This window comes from Kocuria sp., from assembly GCF_030538595.1.
Taxonomy (GTDB): Bacteria; Actinomycetota; Actinomycetes; order Actinomycetales; family Micrococcaceae; genus Kocuria.
In genome coordinates this window covers 142,093-166,786 of the sequence record NZ_JAUNTS010000002.1, presented here as the reverse complement: position 1 = coordinate 166,786, position 24,694 = coordinate 142,093, and the positions used below count along the sequence as shown (strand labels likewise).

Genomic DNA, 24,694 nt, shown 5'->3' with positions numbered 1-24,694 from the left:
TCGGCACCGACAGCTCTGTCAGGCCACCTGGTTCAAGATGGCTTCGGCCACTTCTCGCATGGACAAGCGGCGGTCCATGGAAGTCTTCTGGATCCATCGGAAGGCTTCCGGCTCGCTCAAACCCATCTTGGTGATCAGCAGGGACTTGGCCCGTTCCACCAGCTTGCGGGTTTCAAACTGATCCTTCATTTCGGAGACTTCATCCTCCAGGGAGACGATCTCCTCAAACCGGGAGAGCGCAATCTCCATGGCGGGGATCAGATCAGCTGCGGTGTAGGGCTTGACCACGTAGGCCATGGCACCCGCTTCACGCGCACGCTCAATGAGTTCCTTCTGGCTGAAGGCCGTCAGCAAAACCACGGGGGCAATACGGTCCTCCGCAATTTGTTCGGCTGCCGTGATGCCATCGAGCACTGGCATTTTGACATCCATGAGCACCAGATCAGGTTCCAGCTCCCGGGCCAGGTCAATGGCGCGTTGACCGTTTTCGGCCTCTCCCACCACCTGGTAGCCCTCGCCCTCCAACATCTCCACCACGTCCATGCGGATCAGGGACTCGTCCTCTGCCACCAGAACACGTTTACGCTCGGCAAAGGATTCTGGGGCACCGGCACCCTTCATGCTCTGGGCTTGGGTCACATCCACTGCGGACTCACTGCTGCTCTGGCTCACGGCCACTGCTCCTTGCAAAGGTTGTGCGGGTTTCACGGCTTCGGCAGCCCGGCGGACAGGCCGATGTACTCACCGTCCAGCGTACAACCGGATGTGGGGTACACTTTTTCGCGTGCCTGGCCCAAGTGGCGGAATTGGCAGACGCGCCGCACTCAAAATGCGGTTCTTCGGAGTGTGGGTTCAAGTCCCACCTTGGGCACCAATTGATCAGTGAGCCCCCTGCGACCCATCAGCGGTCGCAGGGGGCTCACTGCTGCCTCAACTCACACGTTCTGGGCCCGTAAGCCCATTAGGACTTGTGACCCTCTAAAACCCTCGACTTCCCACAAATACGCCGAGCTCCCACGTCCTGGGCGGTGATCTCGCAGCCAGATGGGAACTCGGCGCTGGCGGTGTTTGAAGAGGAAACAGGGACAGATTTTCCGCCCCTGACGGTTTGCGGTGTCTTCGCCCGGTCGATCAAAAATTCCCAGGTGGCTGTCCGTCTCAGCGGACAACCACCTGGGAATCATGGGTATCAGGTGATCAGCGGCTTTCGCCCCACGGGCCAACGGTTTCATGCAGCTCGGGGCTGTCTTCCGCCACGGCACCGGCGTCCTGCTGATCGCCAATCCGGTGCACCTTGACCAGGTTGGTGGATCCGGCCACCCCTGGAGGAGAACCCGCGCAGATGACCACCAGGTCACCGGCACCGGCACGCCCGGACTTGTACATGTAGCGGTCAACCTGCTTGGTCATCTCATCCGTGTGATCAGAAGGTTCGGCCAGGATGGGCTCCACTCCCCACAGCAGGGCGCAGAAGGCACTCACCTTCTGGTCAGGGGTGAAGGCCAGGATGGGTTGGGTGGGGCGCAGGCGGCACAACCGGCGGGCGGAATCACCGGACTGCGTGAAGGCCGTGATGTACCCGATGTCCAACTGACGGGCAATCGTGACAGCCGCACGAGTGATGGCACCGCCGCGAGTGCGGGGCTCGGTGTCCAGGCCACCAATACGCTCAGAGCCGTGACGCTCCGTGGCTTCAATGATCTTGGCCATGGTTTCCAGTGCCTCGATCGGGTACTTGCCAATGGAGGTCTCCCCGGACAGCATCACCGCATCAGCACCGTCCAGCACCGCGTTGGCACAGTCGGATGCCTCCGCACGAGTGGGACGCGGGTTGTCCATCATGGTTTCCAACACCTGCGTGGCAACAATCACGGGCTTGGCCCAGCGGCGCGCCAATTCGATGGCGCGCTTTTGCACCACGGGCACATCTTCCAGCGGGAGCTCAACACCGAGGTCACCGCGGGCCACCATGATGCCGTCAAAGGAATCAATGATTTCGTGGAGGTTTTCCACGGCCTGCGGCTTCTCAATCTTTGCGATCACCGGCAGGCGGATGCCTTCTTCGTCCATGATTTCGTGGACCCGGGAGATGTCATCCCCGGTGCGCACAAAGGACAGTGCAATCAGATCCACGCCGGTTTGCAGGGCCCAACGCAGGTCCTCTTCATCTTTGTCGGACAGAGCCGGAACATTGACGGCCACACCCGGCAAATTGATGCCCTTGTTGTTGGAGACCTTGCCCGGGATTTCCACCACGGTGGTCACGTCAGTGTCCGTCACGGCGGTGGCGCGCAGACGCACCTTGCCGTCGTCGATCAGCAGTTCATCGCCTACGCGAACATCCTGCGGCAGGCCCTTGAAGGTGGTGCCGCAGATCTCCTTGGTACCTTCCACATCCCGGCTGGTGATGGTGAAGACATCCCCCACTTCCAGAAAGTGCGGGCCGTCCACAAAGGTGTCCAAACGAATCTTGGGTCCCTGGAGGTCAGCCAGGATTGCCACGTTCTTCTCCAGGTCAGCGGCCGCCTTGCGCAGGTTTTCGTACTGCACCAGGTGGGTGGCGTGGGTGTCGTGGCTCATGTTCAGACGAGCGACGTTCAGTCCCGCCTGAATTGCTTCCGTGAGTTTCTCGTAGGACGAAATTGCCGGTCCAATCGTGGCAACGATCTTGGCTCGTCTCATGAGGAATCCCTTTCGGTCGAATACGGATGGGCCCAACAGGGCATCTTACGCATCGACCCGTAACGTGCGCGGGATGGTCGGGCCGACGCGGCGTCACTGCCAGGGCGTTCAGGCCGTCTCCGGCCTGCTTCACCTTCCACCCTACTCGCCTTGGGCTCCCCGCACAGCAACGACGGCGGTGGGTTGCTGTGCTTTGCCCACCGCCGCCGTCAACATTGACGGGTTCACCGCAGGTTGATGCCCTCGGTGCTGGGTGCCACGGGGAATGGGAGGCGGGTGCTGCCCGTCAGGAACTTCTCCACGGCAGAGGCGCAGGCGCGGCCTTCGGCAATGGCCCAGACCACCAGGGAGGCCCCGCGTCCGGCGTCGCCACAGGAAAACACGCCGTCAACGGTGGTCATGTAGTTCTCATCCCTGGCCACGTTCCCGCGCTTGTCCAGGTCCGTTTCAATCTGCTCCACCAACTGTTCAGATTGATTTCCGGTGAAGCCCAGTGCCAGGAGCACGAGGTCGGCCTGCACCACTCGTTCCGTCCCCGCCTTGGGTACGCGCCGCCCATCCGGGAGGTATTCAGTTTCAGCCACCTTCAGGGCGGTCACGCGCCCGTCCTCCCCCAAGAACTCCACGGTGGAGGAGAGATAAACACGGTCCACACCTTCCTCATGGGAAGAAGAAACATCCAGTACTCGCGGGTCCATGGGCCACGGCTGGTCGTCCGGGCGCTCGGTGGGCAGCTCAAATCCAATGGCGATATTGGTCACGGAGGCCGCATTCTGCCGGTTGGCCGTACCGATGCAGTCTGAGCCGGTGTCACCACCGCCCAACACCACCACGTGTTTGCCCTCCGCGTGGATTTGACCAACCACCTGGTCTCCGGCCTGCACGCGGTTGGCCTGGGTCAGGTAATCCATGGCGTGATGCACGCCGGACAGGTCACGTCCGGGCACACCCAGTTCCCTGGGTTCCAGAGCACCCGTGGCCACCACCACGGCGTCGTAACGACGGCGCAGCTGATCCCAAGTGATGTCCTTGCCGATCTCAACGCCGGTGCGGAAGCGAGTGCCTTCGGCACGCATGACATCCAGGCGACGGTCCAGGATTTCCTTCTCCAGCTTGAAATCGGGAATGCCATACCGCAGCAGCCCGCCAATGCGGTCATCACGTTCATAGACCGCCACGGTGAAGCCCGCTTGGGTCAGCTGCTGGGCAGCGGCCAGGCCAGCTGGCCCGGACCCCACCACGGCTACGGTTTGACCCACCAGGCGCTCCGGGATGAACGGCTCCACAATGCCTTCGTCAAAAGCCATCTCACCGATGGAGTACTCCACCTGCTTGATGGTCACCGCAGGTTGGTTGATACCCAAAACGCACGCGGTTTCACACGGCGCCGGGCACACCCGCCCCGTGAACTCCGGGAAGTTGTTGGTGGCGTGCATGCGTGCCACGGCCTCCCGGGAGCGGCCCCGCCAGACCAGATCGTTCCACTCCGGAATCAAGTTGCCCAGAGGACAACCGCGGTGGCAGAACGGAACACCGCAGTCCATGCAGCGGCCTGCCTGGTTCTTGAGCACCGCTGAATGCGGTGCCGTCTGAACCTCATTGAAGTCCATGATGCGCACCGGAACGGGCCGCTTGGGGCGGTCCTGCCGTTCGGTGATTTTGAGGAATCCGCGCGGATCAGCCACGGGTGGTCACCTCCAGGATCTTGTTCCAGGTTTCGGAGCCGTCCGGGTCTTGCCCGGCAGCTTGTGCTTGGGCACGAATGCCCAACACCGCGGAGTAGTCCCGCGGCAGCACCTTGGTCAGGCGCGCCACCGTGGCGGGCACATCTGCAAGAAGGTTCTGGGCGTGCGTGGAGCCGGTTTCCTCCACGTGACGCTGCAGCAACTCGCGGACGGTTTGGGAGTCGTTGTCATCCAACTCGGACAACTGCAACTCACCGGAGGTCCGTGACTGCAGGTTCACTGACGTTTCGGCCAGATCCAGAACATAGGCCACACCGCCTGACATGCCGGCACCAAAATTGCGACCCGTGGGGCCAATCACCAGAGCCGTACCACCGGTCATGTATTCACACCCGTGGTCACCAATGCCTTCCACCACGGCCGTGGCACCCGAGTTGCGCACCAGGAACCGCTCTCCCACCCGGCCGCGCAAGAACATTTCACCGCTGGTGGCGCCGTAGCCGATCACGTTGCCGGCCACCACATTGTCCTCGGCGGCAAATGCGGCGTCCCGCTCGGGGCGCACCACAATGCGCCCACCGGACAGGCCCTTGCCGGTGTAGTCATTGGCATCACCTTCCAGACGCAGCGTGATGCCCTTGGGCATGAACGCACCCAGGGACTGACCGGCTTGCCCGTTCAGCGCCACCGTGATGGTGTCATCCGCCAACTCCTCCGTCTGGAACGTCTTGGTGACGTGGTGGCCCAGCATGGTGCCCACCGCACGGTCGGTATTGACAATGGTGTGCTGCAGAGCCACTGGCTCCCGGTGCTGCAGTGCCGGTTGCGCTTCCTGAATCAGGGCAACATCAAAGTGCTCATCGAGCTCATGGTGCTGCCCGCGCCCGGAGCGCACGGCCCTCCCCGGCTCTTCCAAGGAGGCCGAGTACAGGATGGGGCTGAGATCCAGGCCGTTGGCCTTCCAGTGCTCGATCGCCCGTTCGGTGCGCAACACCTCAGCGTGACCGATGGCTTCCTCCAAGGACCGGAATCCGAGTTCGGCCAGCAGTTCCCGCACCTCTTCGGCAATGAACCGGAAGAAGTTGACCACGTGCTCGGCCTTGCCCGTGAACCGTTCCCGCAGCAGCGGGTTCTGCGTGGCCACACCCACGGGGCAGGTGTCCAGGTGACACTTGCGCATCATGATGCAGCCCTCGACCACCAGAGGTGCCGTGGCAAAACCGAATTCTTCGGCACCCAGCAAGGCGGCGATCACCACGTCACGGCCAGTCTTCATCTGGCCATCGGCCTGGACCACCACACGCTCGCGCAGGTTGTTGAGCATCAACGTCTGCTGAGTTTCCGCCAAACCCAGCTCCCACGGAAGCCCCGCATGCTTGAGGGAGTTCAGCGGCGCGGCACCCGTACCGCCGTCGTGCCCGGACACCAGGACGACGTCGGCCCTGGCCTTGGTCACGCCACTGGCCACGGTGCCGATCCCGATTTCCGAAACCAGCTTGACGTGCACGCGGGCGGACGGGTTGGAGCGTTTGAGGTCGTAGATCAGCTGCGCCAGATCTTCGATCGAGTAGATGTCGTGATGCGGTGGCGGAGAAATCAGGGAAACACCCGGTGTGGAGTGCCGTGTGCGGGCCACCCACGGGTAGACCTTCTGGGCCATCAGCTGACCGCCCTCACCGGGCTTGGCCCCCTGTGCCATTTTGATCTGGATGTCATCAGCATTGGTCAGGTACAAGCTGGTGACGCCAAAACGTCCGGAGGCCACCTGCTTGATGGCTGAACGCCGTGCGGGGTCCATCAGGCGGTCAACGTCCTCACCGCCCTCACCGGTGTTGGATTTGCCGCCGATCTGGTTCATGGCAATGGCCAGAGTTTCGTGGGCCTCCTGTGAAATCGAGCCGTAGGACATGGCTCCGGTGGAGAACCGTTTGAGGATGGACTCAATGGGCTCCACCTCATCAATGCTGATGGGCGACCGATCGGGAGCAAAGCTGAGCAGACCCCGGATGGTCTTCAACTCCTCCGACTGGTCATCCACCAAACGGGTATAAGACTTGAAGATGTCATAGCGCCCCGTACGGGTGGCGTGCTGCAACCGGAACACGGTTTCCGGGCTGAACAGGTGCGGTGCACCATCCCGGCGCCAGTCGTATTCGCCACCGGTTTCCAACCCGATGTACGGCTCGCGCACCCCATCGGCCGGATACCCACGCCGGTGCCGAGCAGCCGCTTCGTCCGCAATGACGTCCAAGCCAACACCGTCGATCTGAGAGGTGGTGCCGGCAAAAAAGTCGTCAATCAAATCCCGGGACAGCCCCAGGGCCTCAAAAGTCTGAGCTCCGCAGTAGGAGGAGACCGTGGAGATGCCCATTTTGGACATGATCTTCTGGACACCTTTGCCCAGGGCTTTGATCAGGTTGTAAACGGCCTGGTCCTCGGTGACACCTTCGATCTGGCCGGTGCGCACCAGTTCCTCGGCAGACTCCATGGCCAAATACGGGTTCACCGCAGAGGCCCCGTAACCCACCAGCAGGGCCACGTGGTGGACCTCCCGAACATCGCCGGCTTCCACCACCAGGGAGCAGCGGGTCCGCGTGGCGGAACGCAACAAGTGATGGTGAATGGCGCTGGTCAACAGCAGGGACGGAATCGGCGCCCACTGGCCGTTGGAGTCACGGTCGGAGATCACCACGAACTCCACCCCGCGGTTCACGGCGGCGGAAACCTTCTCACAGATCTCTGCAATGCGTGCTCGCAGGCCAGCTCCCCCGGTTTCAGGACGGTAGAGTCCGCGAACCTTGAGGGTCACGGCGAGTTCGTCGTCGTCATCCAGGTGGAGGATCTGATCCAACTGATCATTGTTGATGACGGGAAAATCCAGACCCACCTGATGGGTGCGCACCCGTTTGGTGGTGAGCAGGTTGCCCATGGGGCCCAACGCGCCCTTCAGGGAGGTCACCAGTTCCTCACGGATGGCATCCAGAGGCGGATTGGTCACCTGGGCAAAGGACTGCACAAAGTAGTCAAAGAGCAGATGCGGACGGTCAGCCAGAACGGCCACCGGTGTGTCCGTACCCATCGCGTAAATGGGTTCCGCACCGTTCAGAGCCATGGGCCCCACAATTTTGCGCAGTTCCTCGTGGGTGTAGCCAAAGGTCTTCTGGCGCAGTTCAATCGAGCGGCGCGGGTGGACCATGTGCTCACGCTGGGGCAGATCCTCGAACCGGACCAGATTGCCTTCCGTCCACTCCTTCCAGGGCTTCAGCGTGGCCACTTCCCGCTTGAGTTCCTGGTCTTCAATCACACGCCCCTCAACGGTGTCCACCAGGAACATGGTCCCCGGAGAAACCCGGCCCTTGCGCACGATGGTGCGATCCGAAAGGTCAACCACCCCCACCTCGGAGGCAAAAACCACCAAACCATCTTCAGTTTCCCAGAAGCGGCCCGGGCGCAAACCATTACGGTCCAGCACCGAGCCCACGCGGCGACCATCCGTGAAGGCAACAGCTGCGGGGCCGTCCCACGGCTCCATGAGCGTGGAGTGGTATTCGTAAAAGGCCTTGCGGTCCGGATCCATGGTTTCGTGGTTTTCCCACGCCTCCGGGATCATCATCATCATGGCTTGGGTGATGGGACGCCCGGAGAGCATCAACAGCTCCGCCACTTCATCCAGGGACTGAGAGTCTGAGGCGCCTTCCGAGCAAATGGGGAAAAGTTCCTCCGGATTGCGGCCCAACAGCGGGGACTTCAGCTGGGACTGGCGTGCCCGCATCCAGTTCCGGTTGCCCTTGACCGTGTTGATTTCACCGTTGTGCGCCAAGATGCGCATGGGCTGGGCCAGGGGCCAGGACGGGAAGGTGTTGGTGGAGAACCGGGAGTGAACCACGGCCAGCTTGGTGGCAAAACGATCATCCGAAAGATCCGGGTAGAACGGCTCCAACTGGGCTGTGGTCAACATGCCCTTGTAGACAATCGTGGAGGAGGAGAAGGACGGGAAGTACACGCCCAACCGATTCTGCGACCGCTTGCGCAGCCGGAAGGCTTTTTGGTCCAGCTGACGCTGGGCCGCCTCACCGTCCAGATCGTAAACTGGGATGTGACCTGTGAACGCCTCCCGAGCATCCGGAGCCTCCCGGACGAACACCTGAGCAAAATACGGCATCACGGAGCGGGCCGCCGAGCCCACGGCGGAAGCCTCAACGGGGACATCACGCCAGCCCAGAACCTCCAGGCCCTCAGCTTCAGCAATCTTGGCAATAGAAGCCTTGAGCTGATCAGCCTTTTGCGTGCCTTGGGAATCAGTGGGCAAGAAGGCCGATCCCACGGCATAGGCGCCGAAGGGCGGCAGGTCAAAGTCCAGGACCTCACGGAAAAAGCCATCCGGAATCTGCAGGAGAATGCCGGCGCCATCACCCGTGCCCTCATCTCCGCCCACGGCGCCGCGGTGCTCCAGCGCGCGCAAAGCGATCAACGCCTTCTCCACGATTTCGTGGCGGGCGGTCCCGGTCAGGGTGGCAATCACGGCAAGACCGCAGGCGTCCTTCTCTTCCTGCGGACGGTACAACCCCTGTTCCTGCGGTGCAGTGGAGAACTGCTGGAACGGGGACACCACGGCCTGCTCTGCGTGAGCGACCTCCTGGTGGGTGTCCACCTCGGAGCGGTCAACGCCCCGCTGATCCGCAGAAACTTGCGGCTGCTGTCCGGATTCGGGCTGCGTCATAGAGGGTCTCCTCACTGGGCGGGCTTGAAGGCACATGCCGCACAGGCATGGCGGGCAGACGACACCTCAAGGTGTGGTGGGTGGTTCGTCCTCGAACCCGATCGCCGAAATCATACCGCTCCAGATTATGGCGACGACGTTGCACGCTTGTTACACGCGTGAAATCTAGGCCCCAATTACGGTGCCGTGGAGCCGCTGCCGGCTGCATCAACTGCTGGTGACTGTCCTTGCCGATCTGCATTTACCGCGGTTCGGGCAGTGCCTGTCCTGCGCTGGATCACCAGGAAAAGCACAACACCGAGCACCACGATGGCACCGGCCGTATACACGTGAATGCGCAGGCCCCAGAGCAAATATGACGGGTCAATCCGCAAGAACAGTTCAATGAACAGGCGCCCCAGCCCGTACCAGATCAGGTAGAGGGCAAAAAGACGTCCACCATCCACCCGGTGGGCAGTGCGTGCCGAGTTACTGAGCCAGATCAGAAGTGCTGCGCCCAGAAGGTTCCAGATTGATTCGTACAAGAAGGTGGGATGGAACAGCGTGCCGGCTTCTGTGCCTGCGGGGAAGTTCCCGGAGGACATGGAAATTTCCAGGCCCCAAGGCAGCGTGGTGGGTGCACCGAACAGTTCTTGATTGAACCAATTTCCCCACCGGCCAATGGCTTGCGCCACCAACAGTGCCGGAGCAACACAATCGGCGAAAACCGCAAGGGAGACCTTGTTGCGGCGGCACACGATCCACACCGCCAGGGCCCCGAAGGCCACGCCACCCATGATGCCCAGACCGCCGTGCCACAGCATGGGAATCTCCCGGATGCCTGCCCAGGACCCGAAATAGTAGGTGGGGTCGGTGATGGCCACGTGGTAGAGCCTTGCCCCCACAATGCCCATGGGGATGGCCAGAAGAGCGGCATCCAGCACGATGTCTGGATTCAGGCCGCGTTTTGCCCAACGACGCCGGGTGATCAGCACCGCTGCCACCATCCCCGCCATGATGCACAGTGCGTAGGCGTGAATGGTCAGCGGTCCCAGATTGAAACTGGACCAGGACGGAGAGGGAATGGACAGGGCAATGGAGTTCATACGGGTCAGTTGCCTTGCTGTTGTTGGTGTCCGGCCAAGTCCGCGGCCAAGGCGCCAACCGCGCCCGGTCCGCCGTCGGCCAAGGCTTTGACCAATGCGGTTCCCACAATCACTCCGTCAGCGTAGGCCCCAATTTCTTGGACGTGTTCGCGCCTGGAAACACCCAGCCCAACGCAGACCGCAATGTCACCGGCTGCTCGCGTGCGCTCCACCACGGACTGCGCGGCATCCGAAACGGCGTCCCGAGCGCCGGTCACGCCCATGACGGAGACGGCGTAGACAAAGCCGCTGGAGGCTTTGACGGTCAATTCCATCCGCTCCCGGGTGCTGGAGGGGGCCACCAGGAAAATTCGATCCAGCCCGTATTCGACAGAGGCAGCAAACCAGTCGGCGGCTTCATCAGGAATGAGATCGGGCGTGATGATTCCTGCGCCCCCGGCTTCAGCCAGCTCACGGGCAAAATTGTCCACCCCGCGCTGCAAGACCGGATTCCAGTAGGTCATCACAATGGGCACGGCATTCGTTCGGGTGGCAATCGCATGAATCACCGTGAACACATCTTCCACCTGGAACCCGTTGGCCAAAGCCGTGGTGGTGGCGTTTTGGATCACGGTGCCATCCATCACCGGATCGGAATACGGAATCCCGATTTCAATGATGTCCGCCCCGTTGTTGCCCAGCGCCACAGCCGCCTCAATGGACTCCGCCACGGTGGGGAACCCTGCCGGAAGATAACCGATCAGAGCGGTGCGACCTTCCGCCTTGCACTGCGCTATCCGCTCGGCCAGCCGGGAGGAACGCTGGACCAGGGCTTCCGGCGGGATGATCCTGGAGGCCAGGTCGGTGGGTTGCGCCACGGTGTTCACTGGGCCTCCTGCTTGATTTCGTCATGTTCGGGCTCCACCAGGCCGAACCACTTGGCAGCTGTGGCCACGTCCTTGTCACCACGCCCGGACAGGGAGACCACCACCACCTTGTCCGCGGCCTCAGCTCCGAACTCCTGCCCCCACCGCTGGCCGATCTTGAGTGCACCGGCCAGTGCGTGAGAGGACTCGATGGCGGGAATGATGCCCTCGGTGCGGCACAGCAGGCGGAAAGCCTCCATGGCCTCCACATCCGTGATCGCCTCATAGGTGACCCGACCTGCCGCACTGAGGTAGGCGTGTTCCGGTCCCACGGCCGGGTAGTCCAGACCCGCGGACACGGAGTGGGACTCTATGGTTTGACCGTCTCGGTCCTGCATCAGGAACGTCTTGGCACCGTGCAGCACGCCCGGGCGGCCCAGGGAGATGGTGGCTGCGTGCCGCGGTGTGTCCACGCCGTCGCCGCCCGCTTCAAAACCCCACAGGGCAACCTCTGGATCATCCAGGAAGCCGTGGAAAATGCCGATGGCATTTGACCCACCGCCCACACAGGCTGCCACTGCGTCCGGCAAACGTCCCGTCTGCGCCAAGCACTGAGCGCGGGCTTCCTCACCGATGGCCTGGTGGAACCAACGCACCATGGCCGGGAAGGGGTGGGGGCCAGCAGCGGTCCCCAGCAGATAGTGGGTGGTGTCCACGGAGGCCACCCAGTCCCGCAAAGCCTCATTGATGGCATCTTTCAGCGTGCGGGAGCCGTTCTCCACCGGCACCACAGAGGCGCCCAAGAGCTCCATGCGTGCCACATTCAGCGCCTGACGCTCCGTGTCCTCGGCACCCATGTAGATCACGCATTCCATACCCAACAGCGCCGCGGCGGTGGCGGTGGCCACTCCGTGCTGACCGGCACCCGTTTCTGCAATCAGACGCGTTTTACCCATGCGCTGGGCCAAAAGAGCCTGACCCAGAACATTGTTGATCTTGTGCGAACCCGTGTGATTGAGATCTTCGCGTTTGAGCAACACACGGCACCCGGCAACCTGGGAGAAACGCTTGGCCTCCGTGAGTAGAGATGGCCGGTTGGCATAATTGCGGCTCAGACGCCGGAACTCCTCCAAAAAGTCTTGGTCGGCGCGCGCCTTCTCAAAGGTCTCCTCCACCTGATCGAGCGCGGCGATCAGCGATTCGGGCATCCAGCGGCCACCGAAATCGCCAAAATACGGCCCGGGAGCATTGGCAAACCCCAGGTTGTCCCCCGCTGCAGCCTCACCTTCTGCGCGCAGTCGCGCACGCGCTGCAGCCCCCACGGAACGGAACACGTTGACCGTGCCCAGGGGATCGCCGGCTCGGACCAGAGCCTCTCCCGTGAGCACCGCATGGGCGCCCTGGCTGGCGTAAAGCTCCACCTGTTCGGGTGCACTCACCCCGGATTCCGCCACCAGAACCGCATCCTGTGGCAAGCCCGCGGCCAAACGTCCGAACAGGTCAGGGTCAACTTCCAAGGTCTTCAAATTGCGCGTGTTGACTCCCACAATGGTGGCCCCCGCGTTTTTGGCGCGCTCGATTTCTTCCGCCGTGTGCGCCTCCACCAGGGCCTCCATGCCCAGGGAACGGGTGAGGCTCAGGAAATGCTGCAGCGTGGCATCATCCAGGGCAGCCACAATCAGCAGCACCAGGTCTGCACCGTGGGCGCGGGCTTCCCAGATCTGGTACTCGTCCACCGTGAAGTCTTTGCGCAGCACCGGAATGTTCACCGCGGCACGCACTGCGTCGAGATCCTGCAGCGAACCGTTGAAGCGCCGGGCTTCCGTGAGCACGGACACCACAGCGGCACCGCCGCGTTCGTAGGCGGCAGCCAGTGAGGCGGGATCAGCGATGGGTGCCAAGGAACCCTTGGACGGGGAGGCCCGCTTGACCTCCGCAATGATCTCCAGCGTGTCAAGGTGCGGCCCGCGTAGAGCGCTGACAGCATCAAGGGCCGGGGCTGCGGCACGGGCCGCTGCCTGAATCTCCTGCAAGGAGACCAAGCTCATCCGTTCGGCCAAGTCCTCCCGGACGCCGTCGATGATCTGATCCAGGACCGTGCCCGTGCGCTGGGTGAGGTTGGGGGAAGGCGTGGAGGTCATGCTTGTCTCAATTCTGTGTGCGGATCAGGCGTGGTTGGAGCGGATCTTGTGATCCACTCTGAATGCCGGCCCTCCGCTGTACGAACGACCAGTCCCTTGTCACGAAGGGGACTGGTCGTTGTGGGGATGGTGAAGCCGACTGTGATTCAGTGGGAGGGACCACCGTTGGCTTCAACGCGGGCAACTTCACCTTCATAGCCCAGGCCCATGCGCTTCATCACGAACCCAACAATCAGGCCCACCACGGTGATGGCAACGCCCACCCACAACATGGGGAACACTCGAATGGTGAAACCAACAACTCCCACCAGCACACCCACAGTCATGATGGCAATGCAGGTCCAGGCGGCCGGAGTATTGCCGTGACCCACGTAGCCGGTGTGGTCCAACACAATTTCATTCTGGTTCGACATGCTTGAGGTCTCCCGTTGAGTTCCTGGTGTGAATCCGGTCTTGGCGCCCATTGTGCCATTGAGCAAGCGCTGAACTGTAGTCAACGCCCCGAACGGGACTTCATCTGCCGGTGGGATCTTGGCCGTCTGAAAAAGCGTCCCAGGCATCAATGCCATCCCGGCGAGCCGCATCAGGGTCGTGGACAGCCGGTCCTGGCTGCGTTTCAGCGGCGGATGAAGGGGCGGAAACATCACGCTCCCGCTCATAGCGGCTGCTGGTGTTGCTGCTCCACCCGCGCATGGCCACCAGAATCCAGATGCCGATGACCAACAGCAGCACGCTGAGAACCAGGGTGGCCCAGGGCCACGCTGCTTGGTCAATGCCGGCATCCGCCCCGATCACACCGGCAGACTCCCCCACGGCGGTTTCTGTGGCTCGCACGGGATCAGCCAGGGTGGTCACCACGGAAATCACAATTCCCGTAGCAGCCAGGGGAATCACCGCACCCACCACCCAGCGCAGGACCCTGCCTGCAATGCTCAGTGCAAGGCAGGCAGCAGCAGCCACCAGGGCGAGCGCGGGTACAGCGGGGCTGGCTTCAGTCCCCCGGACACCCACCTGAATCTCCTGCACAGGGTTGGGCACCGTGACCTGGAACCACAGCATGGAAGCCGAGCCGAACAAGGCAGCGGCAATCAGCAGGCCCGCCAGGACCAGGAAACCTTTGGACCGCAAACGCTTCATGCCGTGTCACCGTGAGACCGGCTGGAAGCCACGTCCCTCAGATGCTGTGCCCCCAGTGCTGCACGCAGCGGTGCCGTGGCCTTGTTCAAGGATTCGGTGGCTTCTGTTTCCGGTACCGAATCCGCCACAATGCCGCCACCTGCTTGCACATAGGCTTTGCCATCCACCAGCAATGCCGTGCGGATGGCAATGGCCATGTCCATGTCACCGGCAAAATCCATGTACCCCACCACTCCACCGTAGACGGCTCGCCGCGCGGGTTCATAACTGTCCAGCAGCTGCAGGGCACGGGGCTTGGGCGCACCGGAAAGGGTGCCCGCGGGGAAGGTGGCAGCCAGGACGTCGTAGGCCTCCACACCCGGGCGCATCTGCCCCACCACGTTGGAGCACAGGTGCATGATGTGGCTGAAGCGCTCCACCTCCATGAACTCAGTGACTTCAACGGTGCCGGGCACGCACACCTTGGAGAGGTCATTGCGGGAGAGATCCACCAGCATCAAGTGCTCGGCGCGTTCTTTGTCATCTGCCAGCAGATCCTTTTCCATCACCACATCCTCCGCGGGGGTGGCACCGCGGGGACGGGAGCCTGCGATGGGATGGGTGACAACCTCCCGATCGGTGACCGTCACCAGAGCTTCCGGGGAGGAACCCACAATGTGGTAGTCCCGACCCTGTGCGTCCGCAAAGGCATAGAGGTACATGTAGGGGCTGGGATTCAACCGCCGCAGCATGCGGTAGACGTCCAGTGGCGCGGCGCTGCACTCGGTTTCAAACCGGCGTGAGACCACCACTTGGAAGATCTCACCGTCCACAATGGCCTGTTTGGCCTCAGCAATTGAGTTGAGGAAAATGTTGCGGTCCCAGGACTGTGCCACAGCTGCTTCCAGGTTCTCCGCTGAAGCGCCTGCCACGTCGGCTTCCGGGTCCATCACGCTGACCTGCTGGCCCAGGGGTACTGACAACTTCTCCACCATGGCCTGAACGCGGCCTACGGCATCCTGATAGGCCGCCTCCACACGTTCATCCGTACCGTCCACGTTGATGGCATTGGCCACCAGCGTGACCGTGCCTGCCTGGTTGTCATGCACGGCCATGTCCGCCACCAGATTCATGGCCAGCTCCGGGATGCGTAGATCATCCTCCGGCGGATGGGGCAGTTCCTCCCAATGCCGCACGGCCTCCCACCCCACAAAGCCGACCATGCCGGAGGTCAACGGCGGCACGTCGGAGAACCGGCGGGTTTTCAGAACGCGCATGGTCTCCCGCAGCGCCTCAACCGGTGAGCCATCCGTGGGGACACCGGTGGGAGGTGTCCCAATCCAGTGAGCGCCGCCGTCGTTGCTGGTCAAGGTAGCCCGGGAGCTCACTCCCACCCAGGACCACCGCGACCACATGCCCTGGGCTGCGGATTCCAGCAGAAACGTTCCGGCGGGGGCTGTTCCATCCGGGCGCAACACCAAGGACCGGTACAGACCGATGGGGGTCAGGGCATCGGCCAAGACTGTGGTGCGCACCGGAATCACCCGATGGTGGGCCGCCAGCTCGGTGAACTCTTCCAGAGTGGGGGTGATGACTCCCAAAGTCTCCATGGGTGCTCCTGTTGGGTTGGTCGGTCGATCCAAGGCAGCGGTGTGGGCTCAAGCCCCAGAATCGGAGGACCCCACCACTGCTGGGATCTGGCCGCCGTCAAAACATGTGCGCGTATTCCGGTGACACGCCGCCCCCACTTGCTCCACCTGGATCAGGAGGGCATCGCCGTCGCAGTCCACGGCCACGGACTTTACGTACTGGACATGCCCGGAGGTGTCTCCCTTGCGCCAGTATTCGCGGCGGGAACGGGACCAGAAGGTGACCCGACCGCTGGTCAACGTGCGGCGCAAAGCCTCATCGTCCATCCAGCCCAGCATCAATACGTCGTGGGACACGTGGTCCTGGACAACGGCCGCCACCAACCCGTGGTCGTCATGTTTCAAGCGATCCGCGATGGCGGGGTCAAGTGCAGAAGATTCCGATTCCAATGAAGACATCACCGGACACTATAGGCCCGTAGCCCGCTCCCCCACAGCGTCACAACGGGAGCGCTCGCCGTGGGCTTCATCGGACGGGGTGCCCCTCAGCGCGCAGAGCCGCCTTGACCTCGGCAATGGCGCCCACCGGTCCAAAGTGAAACACGGAAGCGGCCAGAACGGCATCGGCACCCGCAGCCACCGCCGGCGGAAAGTGCTCAGGCCGCCCGGCACCACCGGATGCAATGAGGGGAACGGACGTGGCCGAACGCACTTCCCGGATCATCTCCGTGTCAAAACCGTTGCGCGTGCCATCGGCGTCCATGGAGTTCAGCAAGATCTCGCCCACCCCCCGAGCCTCCGCCTCCGCAGCCCATTCCACCGCGTCCACACCCGTGAGTTGACGTCCACCGTGGGTGGTGACCTCAAAACCCGAGGTGGTGTTGCCGGTTCGCTTGGCATCACAGGACAGCACCAACACCTGGTTGCCGAACCGGCGGGTGATCTCATTGATGACCTGGGGCCGTTGAATGGCAGCGGTGTTGATGGAGGTTTTGTCGGCACCGCAGCGCAGCAGGCGATCCACGTCCTCCACGGTGCGTACCCCACCCCCCACCGTGAGGGGGATGAAAACCTGTTCAGCAGTCCGGGCGACGACGTCGAACATGGTTTCCCGAGCGGAGGACGACGCCGTCACGTCCAGGAACGTGAGTTCATCTGCACCAGCGCGGTTGTAGCGCTCGGCTAGTTCCACGGGGTCGCCGGCGTCCCGAAGGTTCTCAAAATTGACCCCCTTCACCACACGGCCGGCATCAACATCAAGGCAGGGAATCACACGCACTGCAACGCTCACGGGACAGCTTCCTCGATCAGGTTCTTTGGTCAGGAGTGGTAGGACAATGTGTTCGATCAGATTCGAGCGGCATGAATGGGCGACACCAGAATGGCGCGGGCGCCCGCGGCATAGAGGGCATCCATCACCTTGTTGGTATCCGCCCGGCGCACCATGGCGCGCACGGCCATCGAATTGCCGTGCCCCAGCGGGGAGATGGTGGGACCCTGCATCCCCGGAGTGATGGCAGTGGTGGCCTCCAGGTGTTCTTCCGCGACGTCGTAGTCGATCATCACGTACTGGCGTGCCACCAGAACACCCTGCAAACGACGCCGAAGCACCGCCAATCCGTCCGGCTCCACTTCATGGCGGGAGCGGATCAGCAGCGCCTCCGACTTCATGATCGGATCGCCAAAAACTTCCAATCCGGCAGCGCGCAACGTATTGCCTGTCTCCACCACATCGGCAATGGCATCCGCCACGCCCAGACGGATGGAGGACTCAACGGCGCCGTCCAGGCGCACCACCTCCGCGGCAACATTCTGTTCTTGCAAATAGGAACGCAGCAATCCGGCGTAGCTGGTGGCAATGCGCTTCCCGTTGAGGTCACTGAGATCAGTGAAAACACCGTGCGGACCGGCAAAGCGGAACGTGGACCGAGCAAAGTCCAAGGCAAGGTCCTCATCCGCGTGTGCGGCAGAATCAAGCAGCAGATCACGACCGGTGATCCCCACGTCCAGCACATCACCGCCCACATAAACGGCAATATCGCGTGGGCGCAGGTAGAAGAACTCCACCTGATTCTCCGGATCGACCAGCACCAGTTCACGAGAGTCACGCCGCTGCCGGTAACCGGCTTCACGCAGCATGGTGGTGGAGGCTTCGGACAGGGCTCCCTTGTTGGGAATGGCAACACGCAGCATTCGAGTTTCTGTTCCTCAAGTTGGCGCCCGTCACCGCGGGGGGACAGGCAAATAAACGGGTGCTGGACGCACTCTCAACCCGCTCCGGTCATCACAAGTGGCGGTAGACATCCTCAAGAGTCAGCCCCTTGGCCACCATCATGACTTGCAGGTGATAGAGCAGCTGGGAGATTTCCTCCGCGGCTTCTTCCGAGGTCTCGTATTCGCAGGCCATCCACACTTCAGCGGCTTCCTCAACCACCTTCTTGCCGATTCCGTGGACACCGCGATCCAGTTCAGCAACCGTGGATGAGCCATCAGGGCGTGAATGGGCCTTCTGCGTGATCTCGGCAAAAAGCTGCTCAAAAGTTTTCACGGGTCCACCTTATCGGGGTCGGTGGACCTCCAAGAAACCGCAGGGGCACCCAGGGTCAGCAGCCCCACCACCACGGCACCCCAGCCCAACAGGTTGGAGCCGCTGCCTGCCACCAGCCACATCCCCACAACGATCAGGACCACCCCCGCAGCCAGCAGGATGTAAAACACGGACTTGGACACTGTGTGGTTCCTCTCTCAGACTGCATCCGGCTTCCCCCAGGACACTGTGAATCCCTGTGAATGTCCTGTTGCAAGCCTTGGGCGCCACCACCCTACGCCAGTCTGGGCACAGAGAAGATCCCCACGCACCTTGCGGTACGCGGGGATCTTCATGTCGGGAAACATGCCGATCAGTGGGCGTGCTCTCCCGTGCTGTATTCGTACACCAGTCCCAACAAGCCCAGGATGGCAAGCGGTACGGCCAGTGCCACAATCCACCAGGCAATGGCCAGACCAAGGACCAGGATGGTGCAGGCACCGCCGATCAACAGGGGCCACCAGCTCCACGGAGAGAAGTGCCCGTAATCGCCTGCGGCCTGAGCAATCTCCCCCTCCAGATCATCTTCCGGGAGAAGTGCTTTGGTGGAGCGCAGCACCAGCATGAAATACACGGCCAGCATGAAACACATGGCCGCGGTGGCCAGCAGCGCCGGGAAACCAACCCATTCGTTGAAGCTGGTCACAAAGCCGTACACAATGCCAGCACCCATCACGAAGATGCCGACGATCCACAGCGAGTAGATAGTTGCCTTCATGCGTGGATCAACCCTTCATGCCTGCGTGGGTGGTCATGGACTGCTGAGGTGAGCCCTTGGCCAACTCAGGGTGGTGCAGGTCCAGTGCCGGACGCTCCGAACGGATACGCGGCAAGGACACAAAGTTGTGCCGCGGAGGCGGGCAGGAAGTCGCCCACTCCAAGGAGCCACCGAAGCCCCAGGGATCGTCCACTTCAACCTTGGGCGCGTTCTTGTGCGTGGTGTAGACGTTCCAGAACCACGGGATCATGGACACAGCCAGCAGCATGGCTCCGATGGTGGAGACCTCATTCATCCAGGCGAATCCGTCCTCCGGCATGTAGTCGGCGTAGCGACGCGGCATGCCGATCACACCCAGCCAGTGCTGGATCAAGAAGGTCATGTGGAAGCCCACGAACAGAATCCAGAAGTGGACCTTGCCGATACGTTCGTTGAGCATCTTGCCGGTGAACTTGGGCCACCAGAAGTACAGGGCTGCGAACATGCCGAACACCAGCGTGCCAAAGAGCACGTAGTGGAAGTGTGCCACCACAAAGTAGGTGTCCGAGACGTGGAAGTCCAGAGGAGGAGTAGCCAGGATCACGCCAGTCACACCGCCGAACAGGAAGGTGAACATGAAGCCCAGAACCCACAGCATGGGCGTCTCAAAGGTCAGCGACCCTTGCCACATGGTGCCAATCCAGTTGAAGAATTTCACGCCAGTGGGCACGGCGATCATCATGGTCATGAAGGAGAAGAAGCCCAGCAGCACGGACCCAGTCACGTACATGTGGTGGGCCCACACGGTGACGGAGAGGGCCGCAATGGCAATGGTTGCAAACACCAGACCCTTGTAGCCGAACAGCGGCTTACGGGAGAACACCGGCAGGATCTCGGAAATGATGCCGAAGAACGGCAGGGCCAGGACGTAAACCTCCGGGTGCCCGAAGAACCAGAACAGGTGCTGCCACAGAATGGCACCCCCGGCTTCGGCGTCGAATATGTGCCCGCCCAGGCGGCGGTCCATCCCCAAGGCGAACAGCGCGGCTGCCAGCGGCGGGAAGATCATGATGATCAGCAGAGCCGTGATGAGCGTGGTCCACACGAACACCGGCATACGCCACATGGTCATGCCGGGTGCCCGCATGCACAGAATGGTGGTGATGAAGTTGACGCCACCCATGATGGTGCCAAAGCCCTGCAAGGCCAGGCCGAACACCCATAGGTCACCACCCACTCCCGGTGAGAACGTGGTGGAGTTCAGGGGCGCGTAGGCAAACCAGCCGAAGGAAGCGGCACCTTGCGGGGTCAGGAAGCCCGCCATGGCCACCAGGGAGCCGAACAGGAAGAACCAGAAGGCCAGCGCGTTCAACCGCGGGAAGGCCACATCCGGAGCACCGATCTGCAGGGGCACAATCACGTTGGCCAGTCCCACAAAGAACGGGGTACCGAACATCAGCAGCATGATGGTGCCGTGCATGGTGAACAGCTGGTTGTACTGCTCTTTGGTCTCCAGGATCTGCATGCCCGGAGCAAACAATTCGGCGCGAATCAGCAGCGCCATAACACCGCCCACGCAGAAGAACACGAAGGCAGAGATCAGGTACATGTACCCGATGGTCTTGTGGTCGGTGGAAGTCAACCAGTCGACGACGATTTTGCCCTTGGATCGGGGCACCACACGCGGTGCAGCAGATGCAGCGTCATCGGCTGAGTACTCAAGAGTTGTCATCTTTGTGCCAGCCCCTCTCAGTTGTTGTCTTCGTCATAGCTGGAGCCAACAGGGTTGTCCAACATGACCGGCCCGTTTTCATCCAGGTTCACGTTGCGCCCGTATTCGGTACCCAACTGCCCGGTGTTGCCCTGATCGCGCAGCAGCTGCATTTGGCGGTCGTACTCCGCCTGGGAGACCACCTCAACATTGAAGAGCATTTCCGAGTGGTATTCGCCACACAGTTCGGCGCACTTGCCCTGGAAGGTACCCTCACGCTCGGTGTGGATGCTCATGTAGTTGGTGCGGTTGGGGATCATGTCGATCTTCTCCAGGAAGGCCGGAACCCAGAAGGAGTGGATGACGTCGCGGGAGGCAACCTGGATCTCAACATCGCTGTCCACCGGCAGGTAGAGGGTGGGCAGCGTTTCCTCAACACCTTCGGAGCCATCGGTGTTCAGCTGTGCCTGGGTGCCGGAGTAGTAGACGTCGTCGTCAACGTAGTTGAAGTCCCAAGCCCACTGCTTGCCGACCACCTGAATGGTGGTGTCGGGGTTGTCGTACCTGGGAATGATCTGGGCAAGAGCGCGCTCAGAGTAGAAGAACAGGGAGACGATCAGGGCGATCGGCACGATTGTGTAGAAGATCTCCAGCGGCAGGTGGTAGGCCACCTGGCGGGGGTAACCAACCTCATTCTTACGACGGCGGTAGGCCACCATGCACCACAGCATCAAGCCCCAGGCCACAAGGCCAACCGCAAGAGCGGCAATCCAGGACCCCACCCACAGATCAAGAATGCTCTGCGCGTTGTCAGTGGGTGCTGAATCCCCAATCGGCATCCAGCCGTTGCGGACTTCTTGCGTGCAGCCCGTTAAGGCCAGGACCGCAACGGCACCCAGGCCGCTTAGCTTCAAAGTCCTGGTGCGACGGCTGTCGGTTCGGGAGTGCGAACTCACAGACGGCCCTTCCTCTTTTTGGTGGTGCGCCCGACGCGGAGAATGGGACGGCTCCGGTCCAGGGCATGCTGTGTCTTGTCCGAGCTTACCCCCTGTGCTGGTGCTGTGCTGACACTGTGTCAGTCAGTGTGTCCCCCGTGGGGCCAGCCATACCTGCCCTCACAAACGACAGCAAAGATCCCCGCACACCTGATGGGTGTGCGGGGATCTTGATGGCAGCGATTGAACCTTGGCAACCTGTGGCCACCGGTGGTTCACACCACCTCAGTGGAAGGAGTCACCGCAGGCGCAGGAGCCCTGAGCATTGGGGTTGTCGATGGAAAAACCCTGCTTTTGGATGGTGTCCTCAAAATCAATGGTGGAGCCTTCCAGGTAGGGCACGGACATCTTGTCCACGATCACCTCAACTCCATCAAAGTCCTTGACCGCATCCCCGTCCAGCACCCGCTCGTCAAAGTAGAGCTGGTAGATCAATCCAGAACAACCACCGGGCTGCACGGCCACGCGCAAGCGGAGGTCGGTGCGTCCTTCCTGTTCCAACAGCGAGTTGACCTTCTGGGCAGCAATGTCGGTCAGATTCACCCCGTGCGTGGGCAGCTCTTCCGTGCTGACAGTTTCAGTGGTGACGCTCATACCGTGCTCTCCTTGTCCAATGTCCAAGCGGTTCCCGTTGGACGGCCCCGCGGTTCTCTATCCTGCGAACCGTCTCAGACCGCGATTCATTCCCGGTTTCCACCCTACGCCCGGTCCTGAGCCAACCGAGCCAGCCACAAAGCCTCCGCCAGAATGACGTGACGGAAGTCCTCCAGATGTAGTGATTCGTTGATCCCGTGAGCACGGGTATCCGGATCTTCCACGCCCGTGATCAGAATGGTGGCCTGCGGGTAGGCCTCCTTGAGGTGCGCCGTGAACGGGATGGAACCACCCATCCCTGCCTCCAGCGGCTGCTTGCCCCAGGATTGAGCCAGAGCCCAGAGCATGTGCTGCGCAGCATCGGAGGTGGTGTCCGTGGCGAACGGGGCTCCCAGTTCACCGATTGTGACCTCCACGTGAGCCCCGAACGGCGCGTGAGACTTCAGGTGATCTGTCAGCAGCTCAGCGGCAACCACGGGGTCCTCCCCCGGGGCGATTCGCAAGGACAACTTGGCCCTGGCGGACGGTGCGATGGTGTTGGAAGCCACCCTGACCGCAGTGGCATCCACCCCGGTCACGGAAATGGCAGGCTGAGTCCACAATCTGGAGGCGATACTGCCGCGTCCGGCCAGCTGGACACCGTCGAGCAACCCGGCATCTGCACGGAACTGATCTTCCGGATAATCCACCGTCGGCTCAGCCGCGTGCTGGAGGCCGGCCACCGCCACTGCGCCATCGTTGTCATGCAGGGTTGCGATCAACCGAGCAAGCAACGTGGGGCCGTCCAGGATGGGACCGCCATAGCCACCCGAGTGCAGCGCGTGATCCAGCGCCGTGACGGTGACCTCTGCGGAGACCACGCCCCGCAAGCCGGTGGTCAGGGTGGGGGAACCCACCTCCCAGTTGGCGGAGTCTGCGATCACAATGGCATCCGCTGCCAACTTCTCCTTGTGCGCCGCCAAGAACTGGGCAAAGTGGGGCGAACCGGCCTCCTCTTCCCCTTCAATGAACACGGTGATCCCCAGCCCGTGGTCCGGGCCCAGGATCTCCTGCACCACCCGGATGGCGCCCACGTGGGCCATAATCCCCGCTTTGTCATCAGCGGCTCCGCGTCCATAGAGGCGGCCGTCACGCTCCACCGCTGTGAAGGGATCGGAGTCCCAAGATTCAATCTCACCGGGAGGTTGAACATCGTGATGGGCGTACAGCAGCACAGTGGGTTGCCCCGGCGCAGCGGCGCGGCGTGCGATCACTGCCGGGTGAGCTGAATGGCCGTCCGCCGGCAGCACCTCAACGTCCTGGAAGCCTTCGCCGCGCAAGAGCGCTGCCACCGCTTGGGCGCTACGTTCAAGCTCAGCCGGGTCAAAGGCCTCCCAGGCCAATCCGGGGATGGCCACCAGGTCTTTGAGATCCGCAACGATTGCTGGGAAGTGTGTGTCGGTCACGGACCGGAAGTGATCCAGGTCTGGGTCCACGTCCACACCCCGGGAAGCATCGACTGGTTCGGAAGCTGAACTGCGGTCATGGTTCGTAGTGGTCATGGCCCGAGCTTAGACAGTCATGCGCACAGTGGCCCCACAAACTCCGGTATTCTTGGGCGGGTGTTTGGACGTAACAAGAAGACTGAGACCGCCGATTCGCAGCCGGAAACCCAGGCTGTGACGGATGAGGCTGCCGCCACTCGGCCGGGTGTCACCCAGGGCAAGGGGCGCCCCACTCCCAGCCGTCGCCAGCAGGAAGCGGCCCGCCACCAGCCTTTGGTCCCCAAGGATCGCAAGGCTGCCAAGGTGGCTGATCGGCAGACCCGCCGTGAACAGCGACTTCACGTCCAGCAGCGCATGGCCTCCGGTGATGAGCGCTACCTACCCGTGCGTGACCGTGGCCCCCAACGCTCATATGTCCGCGACTGGGTGGACTCCCGGTTCTGCATGGCCGAACTGCTGATGCCCATTGCCATTCTGGCGCTGATCTTCATGCTGATCCCCACCGGGATGCAGGAGATTGTGATGGCCATGTTCTATGCCCTGCTGATCGTGGTGGTTTTGGACTCCGTGTTCCTGGTGTTCAGCGTCAAGCGGGCGGTTCGCAAGAAGTTTGGGGACGTCCAATCCGGCACCGGTTTCTATGCACTGACCCGCAGCATCAACTGGCGTTCCACCCGGATGCCCCGCCCCCGCGTGGGCCGTGGGCGCCGTCCGGTCTGAGATTTTTCCGCCCTCCTTCGTGAGTTCACCGCTTGTTGTTGAG

At 62.1% G+C, this 24,694-nt stretch carries 21 protein-coding genes, 1 tRNA gene and 1 pseudogene; 2 read left to right on the top strand and 21 right to left on the bottom strand.

Translation table 11 applies throughout. The annotated features are described in order from the left end of the window. Positions 1-18 precede the first annotated feature (18 nt). Positions 19-621 (bottom strand): ANTAR domain-containing response regulator, encoded by a 603-nt coding sequence (locus tag Q4G32_RS03030; RefSeq protein WP_303349271.1) that lies wholly within the window; start codon positions 619-621, stop codon positions 19-21. Positions 622-791: 170 nt separating this feature from the next. Between Q4G32_RS03030 and Q4G32_RS03025 the strand changes: the two genes are divergently transcribed. Further along, positions 792-874: transfer RNA gene (locus Q4G32_RS03025), tRNA-Leu, on the top strand. A gap of 323 nt (positions 875-1,197) precedes the next feature. On the opposite strand, the gene pyk is transcribed toward Q4G32_RS03025, so the two are convergent. The 20 genes and pseudogenes from pyk to Q4G32_RS02925 form a co-directional block, all read right to left on the bottom strand. Beyond that, positions 1,198-2,682, bottom strand: a complete 1,485-nt coding sequence (gene pyk / locus Q4G32_RS03020; RefSeq protein ID WP_303349174.1) for a pyruvate kinase — start codon at positions 2,680-2,682, stop codon at positions 1,198-1,200. A gap of 224 nt (positions 2,683-2,906) precedes the next feature. After that, positions 2,907-4,367: a glutamate synthase subunit beta gene (locus Q4G32_RS03015; RefSeq protein WP_303349173.1), complete on the bottom strand. Its 1,461-nt coding sequence runs from the start codon at positions 4,365-4,367 to the stop codon at positions 2,907-2,909. Continuing rightward, positions 4,360-9,087: a glutamate synthase large subunit gene (gltB, locus tag Q4G32_RS03010; protein WP_303349172.1), complete on the bottom strand. Its 4,728-nt coding sequence runs from the start codon at positions 9,085-9,087 to the stop codon at positions 4,360-4,362. Before gltB ends, Q4G32_RS03015 begins: the two co-directional genes overlap by 8 nt. A 176-nt stretch (positions 9,088-9,263) precedes the next feature. After that, a complete protein-coding gene (lgt, locus tag Q4G32_RS03005) occupies positions 9,264-10,172 on the bottom strand; it encodes a prolipoprotein diacylglyceryl transferase (RefSeq protein WP_303349171.1) in 909 nt (302 codons plus the stop codon). 5 nt (positions 10,173-10,177) lie between these two features. Further along, positions 10,178-10,981 (bottom strand): tryptophan synthase subunit alpha, encoded by an 804-nt coding sequence (gene trpA / locus Q4G32_RS03000; RefSeq protein WP_368660354.1) that lies wholly within the window; start codon positions 10,979-10,981, stop codon positions 10,178-10,180. 53 nt (positions 10,982-11,034) lie between these two features. After that, positions 11,035-12,315, bottom strand: coding sequence for a tryptophan synthase subunit beta (gene trpB, locus Q4G32_RS02995; RefSeq protein WP_303349269.1), 1,281 nt, complete (start codon positions 12,313-12,315; stop codon positions 11,035-11,037). 12 nt (positions 12,316-12,327) lie between these two features. After that, positions 12,328-13,158: pseudogene (trpC, locus tag Q4G32_RS02990) on the bottom strand (indole-3-glycerol phosphate synthase TrpC); the annotation flags it as partial. Between the two features lie 146 nt (positions 13,159-13,304). Then, positions 13,305-13,571 carry an HGxxPAAW family protein gene (locus Q4G32_RS02985; RefSeq protein ID WP_303349170.1) on the bottom strand — a complete coding sequence of 89 codons (267 nt, stop codon included), beginning with the start codon at positions 13,569-13,571 and terminating at the stop codon, positions 13,305-13,307. Between the two features lie 100 nt (positions 13,572-13,671). Next, on the bottom strand, positions 13,672-14,295 hold the full coding sequence (locus Q4G32_RS02980; RefSeq protein ID WP_303349169.1) for a Trp biosynthesis-associated membrane protein: 624 nt from the start codon (positions 14,293-14,295) through the stop codon (positions 13,672-13,674). Further along, a complete protein-coding gene (locus tag Q4G32_RS02975) occupies positions 14,292-15,884 on the bottom strand; it encodes an anthranilate synthase component I (RefSeq protein ID WP_303349168.1) in 1,593 nt (530 codons plus the stop codon). The genes Q4G32_RS02980 and Q4G32_RS02975 overlap by 4 nt, the downstream gene beginning before the upstream one ends. A 48-nt stretch (positions 15,885-15,932) precedes the next feature. Further along, positions 15,933-16,322 (bottom strand): phosphoribosyl-AMP cyclohydrolase, encoded by a 390-nt coding sequence (gene hisI, locus Q4G32_RS02970; protein WP_303349166.1) that lies wholly within the window; start codon positions 16,320-16,322, stop codon positions 15,933-15,935. Positions 16,323-16,389: 67 nt separating this feature from the next. Then, positions 16,390-17,154, bottom strand: a complete 765-nt coding sequence (gene hisF / locus Q4G32_RS02965; RefSeq protein ID WP_303349165.1) for an imidazole glycerol phosphate synthase subunit HisF — start codon at positions 17,152-17,154, stop codon at positions 16,390-16,392. 56 nt (positions 17,155-17,210) lie between these two features. Then, entirely contained in the window at positions 17,211-18,056 is an 846-nt protein-coding gene (gene hisG, locus Q4G32_RS02960) for an ATP phosphoribosyltransferase (protein WP_303349164.1), read from the bottom strand. A gap of 91 nt (positions 18,057-18,147) precedes the next feature. Next, positions 18,148-18,411: a phosphoribosyl-ATP diphosphatase gene (locus Q4G32_RS02955; RefSeq protein ID WP_303349162.1), complete on the bottom strand. Its 264-nt coding sequence runs from the start codon at positions 18,409-18,411 to the stop codon at positions 18,148-18,150. Further along, the gene (locus Q4G32_RS02950; RefSeq protein ID WP_303349161.1) at positions 18,408-18,593 is read right to left on the bottom strand and encodes a hypothetical protein; all 186 of its coding nucleotides are present in this window, start codon (positions 18,591-18,593) and stop codon (positions 18,408-18,410) included. The genes Q4G32_RS02955 and Q4G32_RS02950 overlap by 4 nt, the downstream gene beginning before the upstream one ends. A 170-nt stretch (positions 18,594-18,763) precedes the next feature. Next, entirely contained in the window at positions 18,764-19,168 is a 405-nt protein-coding gene (locus Q4G32_RS02945; RefSeq protein ID WP_303349160.1) for a cytochrome c oxidase subunit 4, read from the bottom strand. A gap of 7 nt (positions 19,169-19,175) precedes the next feature. After that, positions 19,176-20,879 (bottom strand): aa3-type cytochrome oxidase subunit I, encoded by a 1,704-nt coding sequence (gene ctaD, locus Q4G32_RS02940; protein ID WP_303349158.1) that lies wholly within the window; start codon positions 20,877-20,879, stop codon positions 19,176-19,178. Positions 20,880-20,896: 17 nt separating this feature from the next. Further along, the gene (ctaC, locus tag Q4G32_RS02935) at positions 20,897-21,814 is read right to left on the bottom strand and encodes an aa3-type cytochrome oxidase subunit II (protein ID WP_303349157.1); all 918 of its coding nucleotides are present in this window, start codon (positions 21,812-21,814) and stop codon (positions 20,897-20,899) included. A 264-nt stretch (positions 21,815-22,078) separates the two neighbouring features. After that, positions 22,079-22,447 carry a HesB/IscA family protein gene (locus Q4G32_RS02930; protein ID WP_303349156.1) on the bottom strand — a complete coding sequence of 123 codons (369 nt, stop codon included), beginning with the start codon at positions 22,445-22,447 and terminating at the stop codon, positions 22,079-22,081. A gap of 104 nt (positions 22,448-22,551) precedes the next feature. Beyond that, positions 22,552-23,988, bottom strand: a complete 1,437-nt coding sequence (locus Q4G32_RS02925) for a dipeptidase (protein WP_303349155.1) — start codon at positions 23,986-23,988, stop codon at positions 22,552-22,554. 60 nt (positions 23,989-24,048) lie between these two features. On the opposite strand from Q4G32_RS02925, the gene Q4G32_RS02920 reads away from it, so the two are divergent. Continuing rightward, complete coding sequence (locus Q4G32_RS02920; RefSeq protein WP_303349154.1) at positions 24,049-24,651, top strand: DUF3043 domain-containing protein; 603 nt, start codon at positions 24,049-24,051, stop codon at positions 24,649-24,651. Positions 24,652-24,694 lie beyond the last annotated feature (43 nt).

Excerpts from the sequence above, each read along its gene's own strand:
- pyk (WP_303349174.1), bottom strand. The coding sequence starts at position 2,682 with ATGAGACGAGCCAAGATCGTTGCCACGATTGGACCGGCAATTTCGTCC.
- Q4G32_RS03030 (WP_303349271.1), bottom strand. The coding sequence starts at position 621 with ATGAAGGGTGCCGGTGCCCCAGAATCCTTTGCCGAGCGTAAACGTGTT.
- ctaD (WP_303349158.1), bottom strand. The coding sequence starts at position 20,879 with ATGACAACTCTTGAGTACTCAGCCGATGACGCTGCATCTGCTGCACCG.
- lgt (WP_303349171.1), bottom strand. The coding sequence starts at position 10,172 with ATGAACTCCATTGCCCTGTCCATTCCCTCTCCGTCCTGGTCCAGTTTC.
- Q4G32_RS02975 (WP_303349168.1), bottom strand. The coding sequence starts at position 15,884 with ATGGAGACTTTGGGAGTCATCACCCCCACTCTGGAAGAGTTCACCGAG.
- Q4G32_RS02925 (WP_303349155.1), bottom strand. The coding sequence starts at position 23,988 with ATGACCACTACGAACCATGACCGCAGTTCAGCTTCCGAACCAGTCGAT.
- hisG (WP_303349164.1), bottom strand. The coding sequence starts at position 18,056 with ATGCTGCGTGTTGCCATTCCCAACAAGGGAGCCCTGTCCGAAGCCTCC.
- Q4G32_RS02980 (WP_303349169.1), bottom strand. The coding sequence starts at position 14,295 with ATGAAGCGTTTGCGGTCCAAAGGTTTCCTGGTCCTGGCGGGCCTGCTG.
- gltB (WP_303349172.1), bottom strand. The coding sequence starts at position 9,087 with ATGACGCAGCCCGAATCCGGACAGCAGCCGCAAGTTTCTGCGGATCAG.
- Q4G32_RS02985 (WP_303349170.1), bottom strand. The coding sequence starts at position 13,571 with ATGTCGAACCAGAATGAAATTGTGTTGGACCACACCGGCTACGTGGGT.
- Q4G32_RS02930 (WP_303349156.1), bottom strand. The coding sequence starts at position 22,447 with ATGAGCGTCACCACTGAAACTGTCAGCACGGAAGAGCTGCCCACGCAC.
- hisI (WP_303349166.1), bottom strand. The coding sequence starts at position 16,322 with ATGTCTTCATTGGAATCGGAATCTTCTGCACTTGACCCCGCCATCGCG.
- Q4G32_RS02945 (WP_303349160.1), bottom strand. The coding sequence starts at position 19,168 with ATGAAGGCAACTATCTACTCGCTGTGGATCGTCGGCATCTTCGTGATG.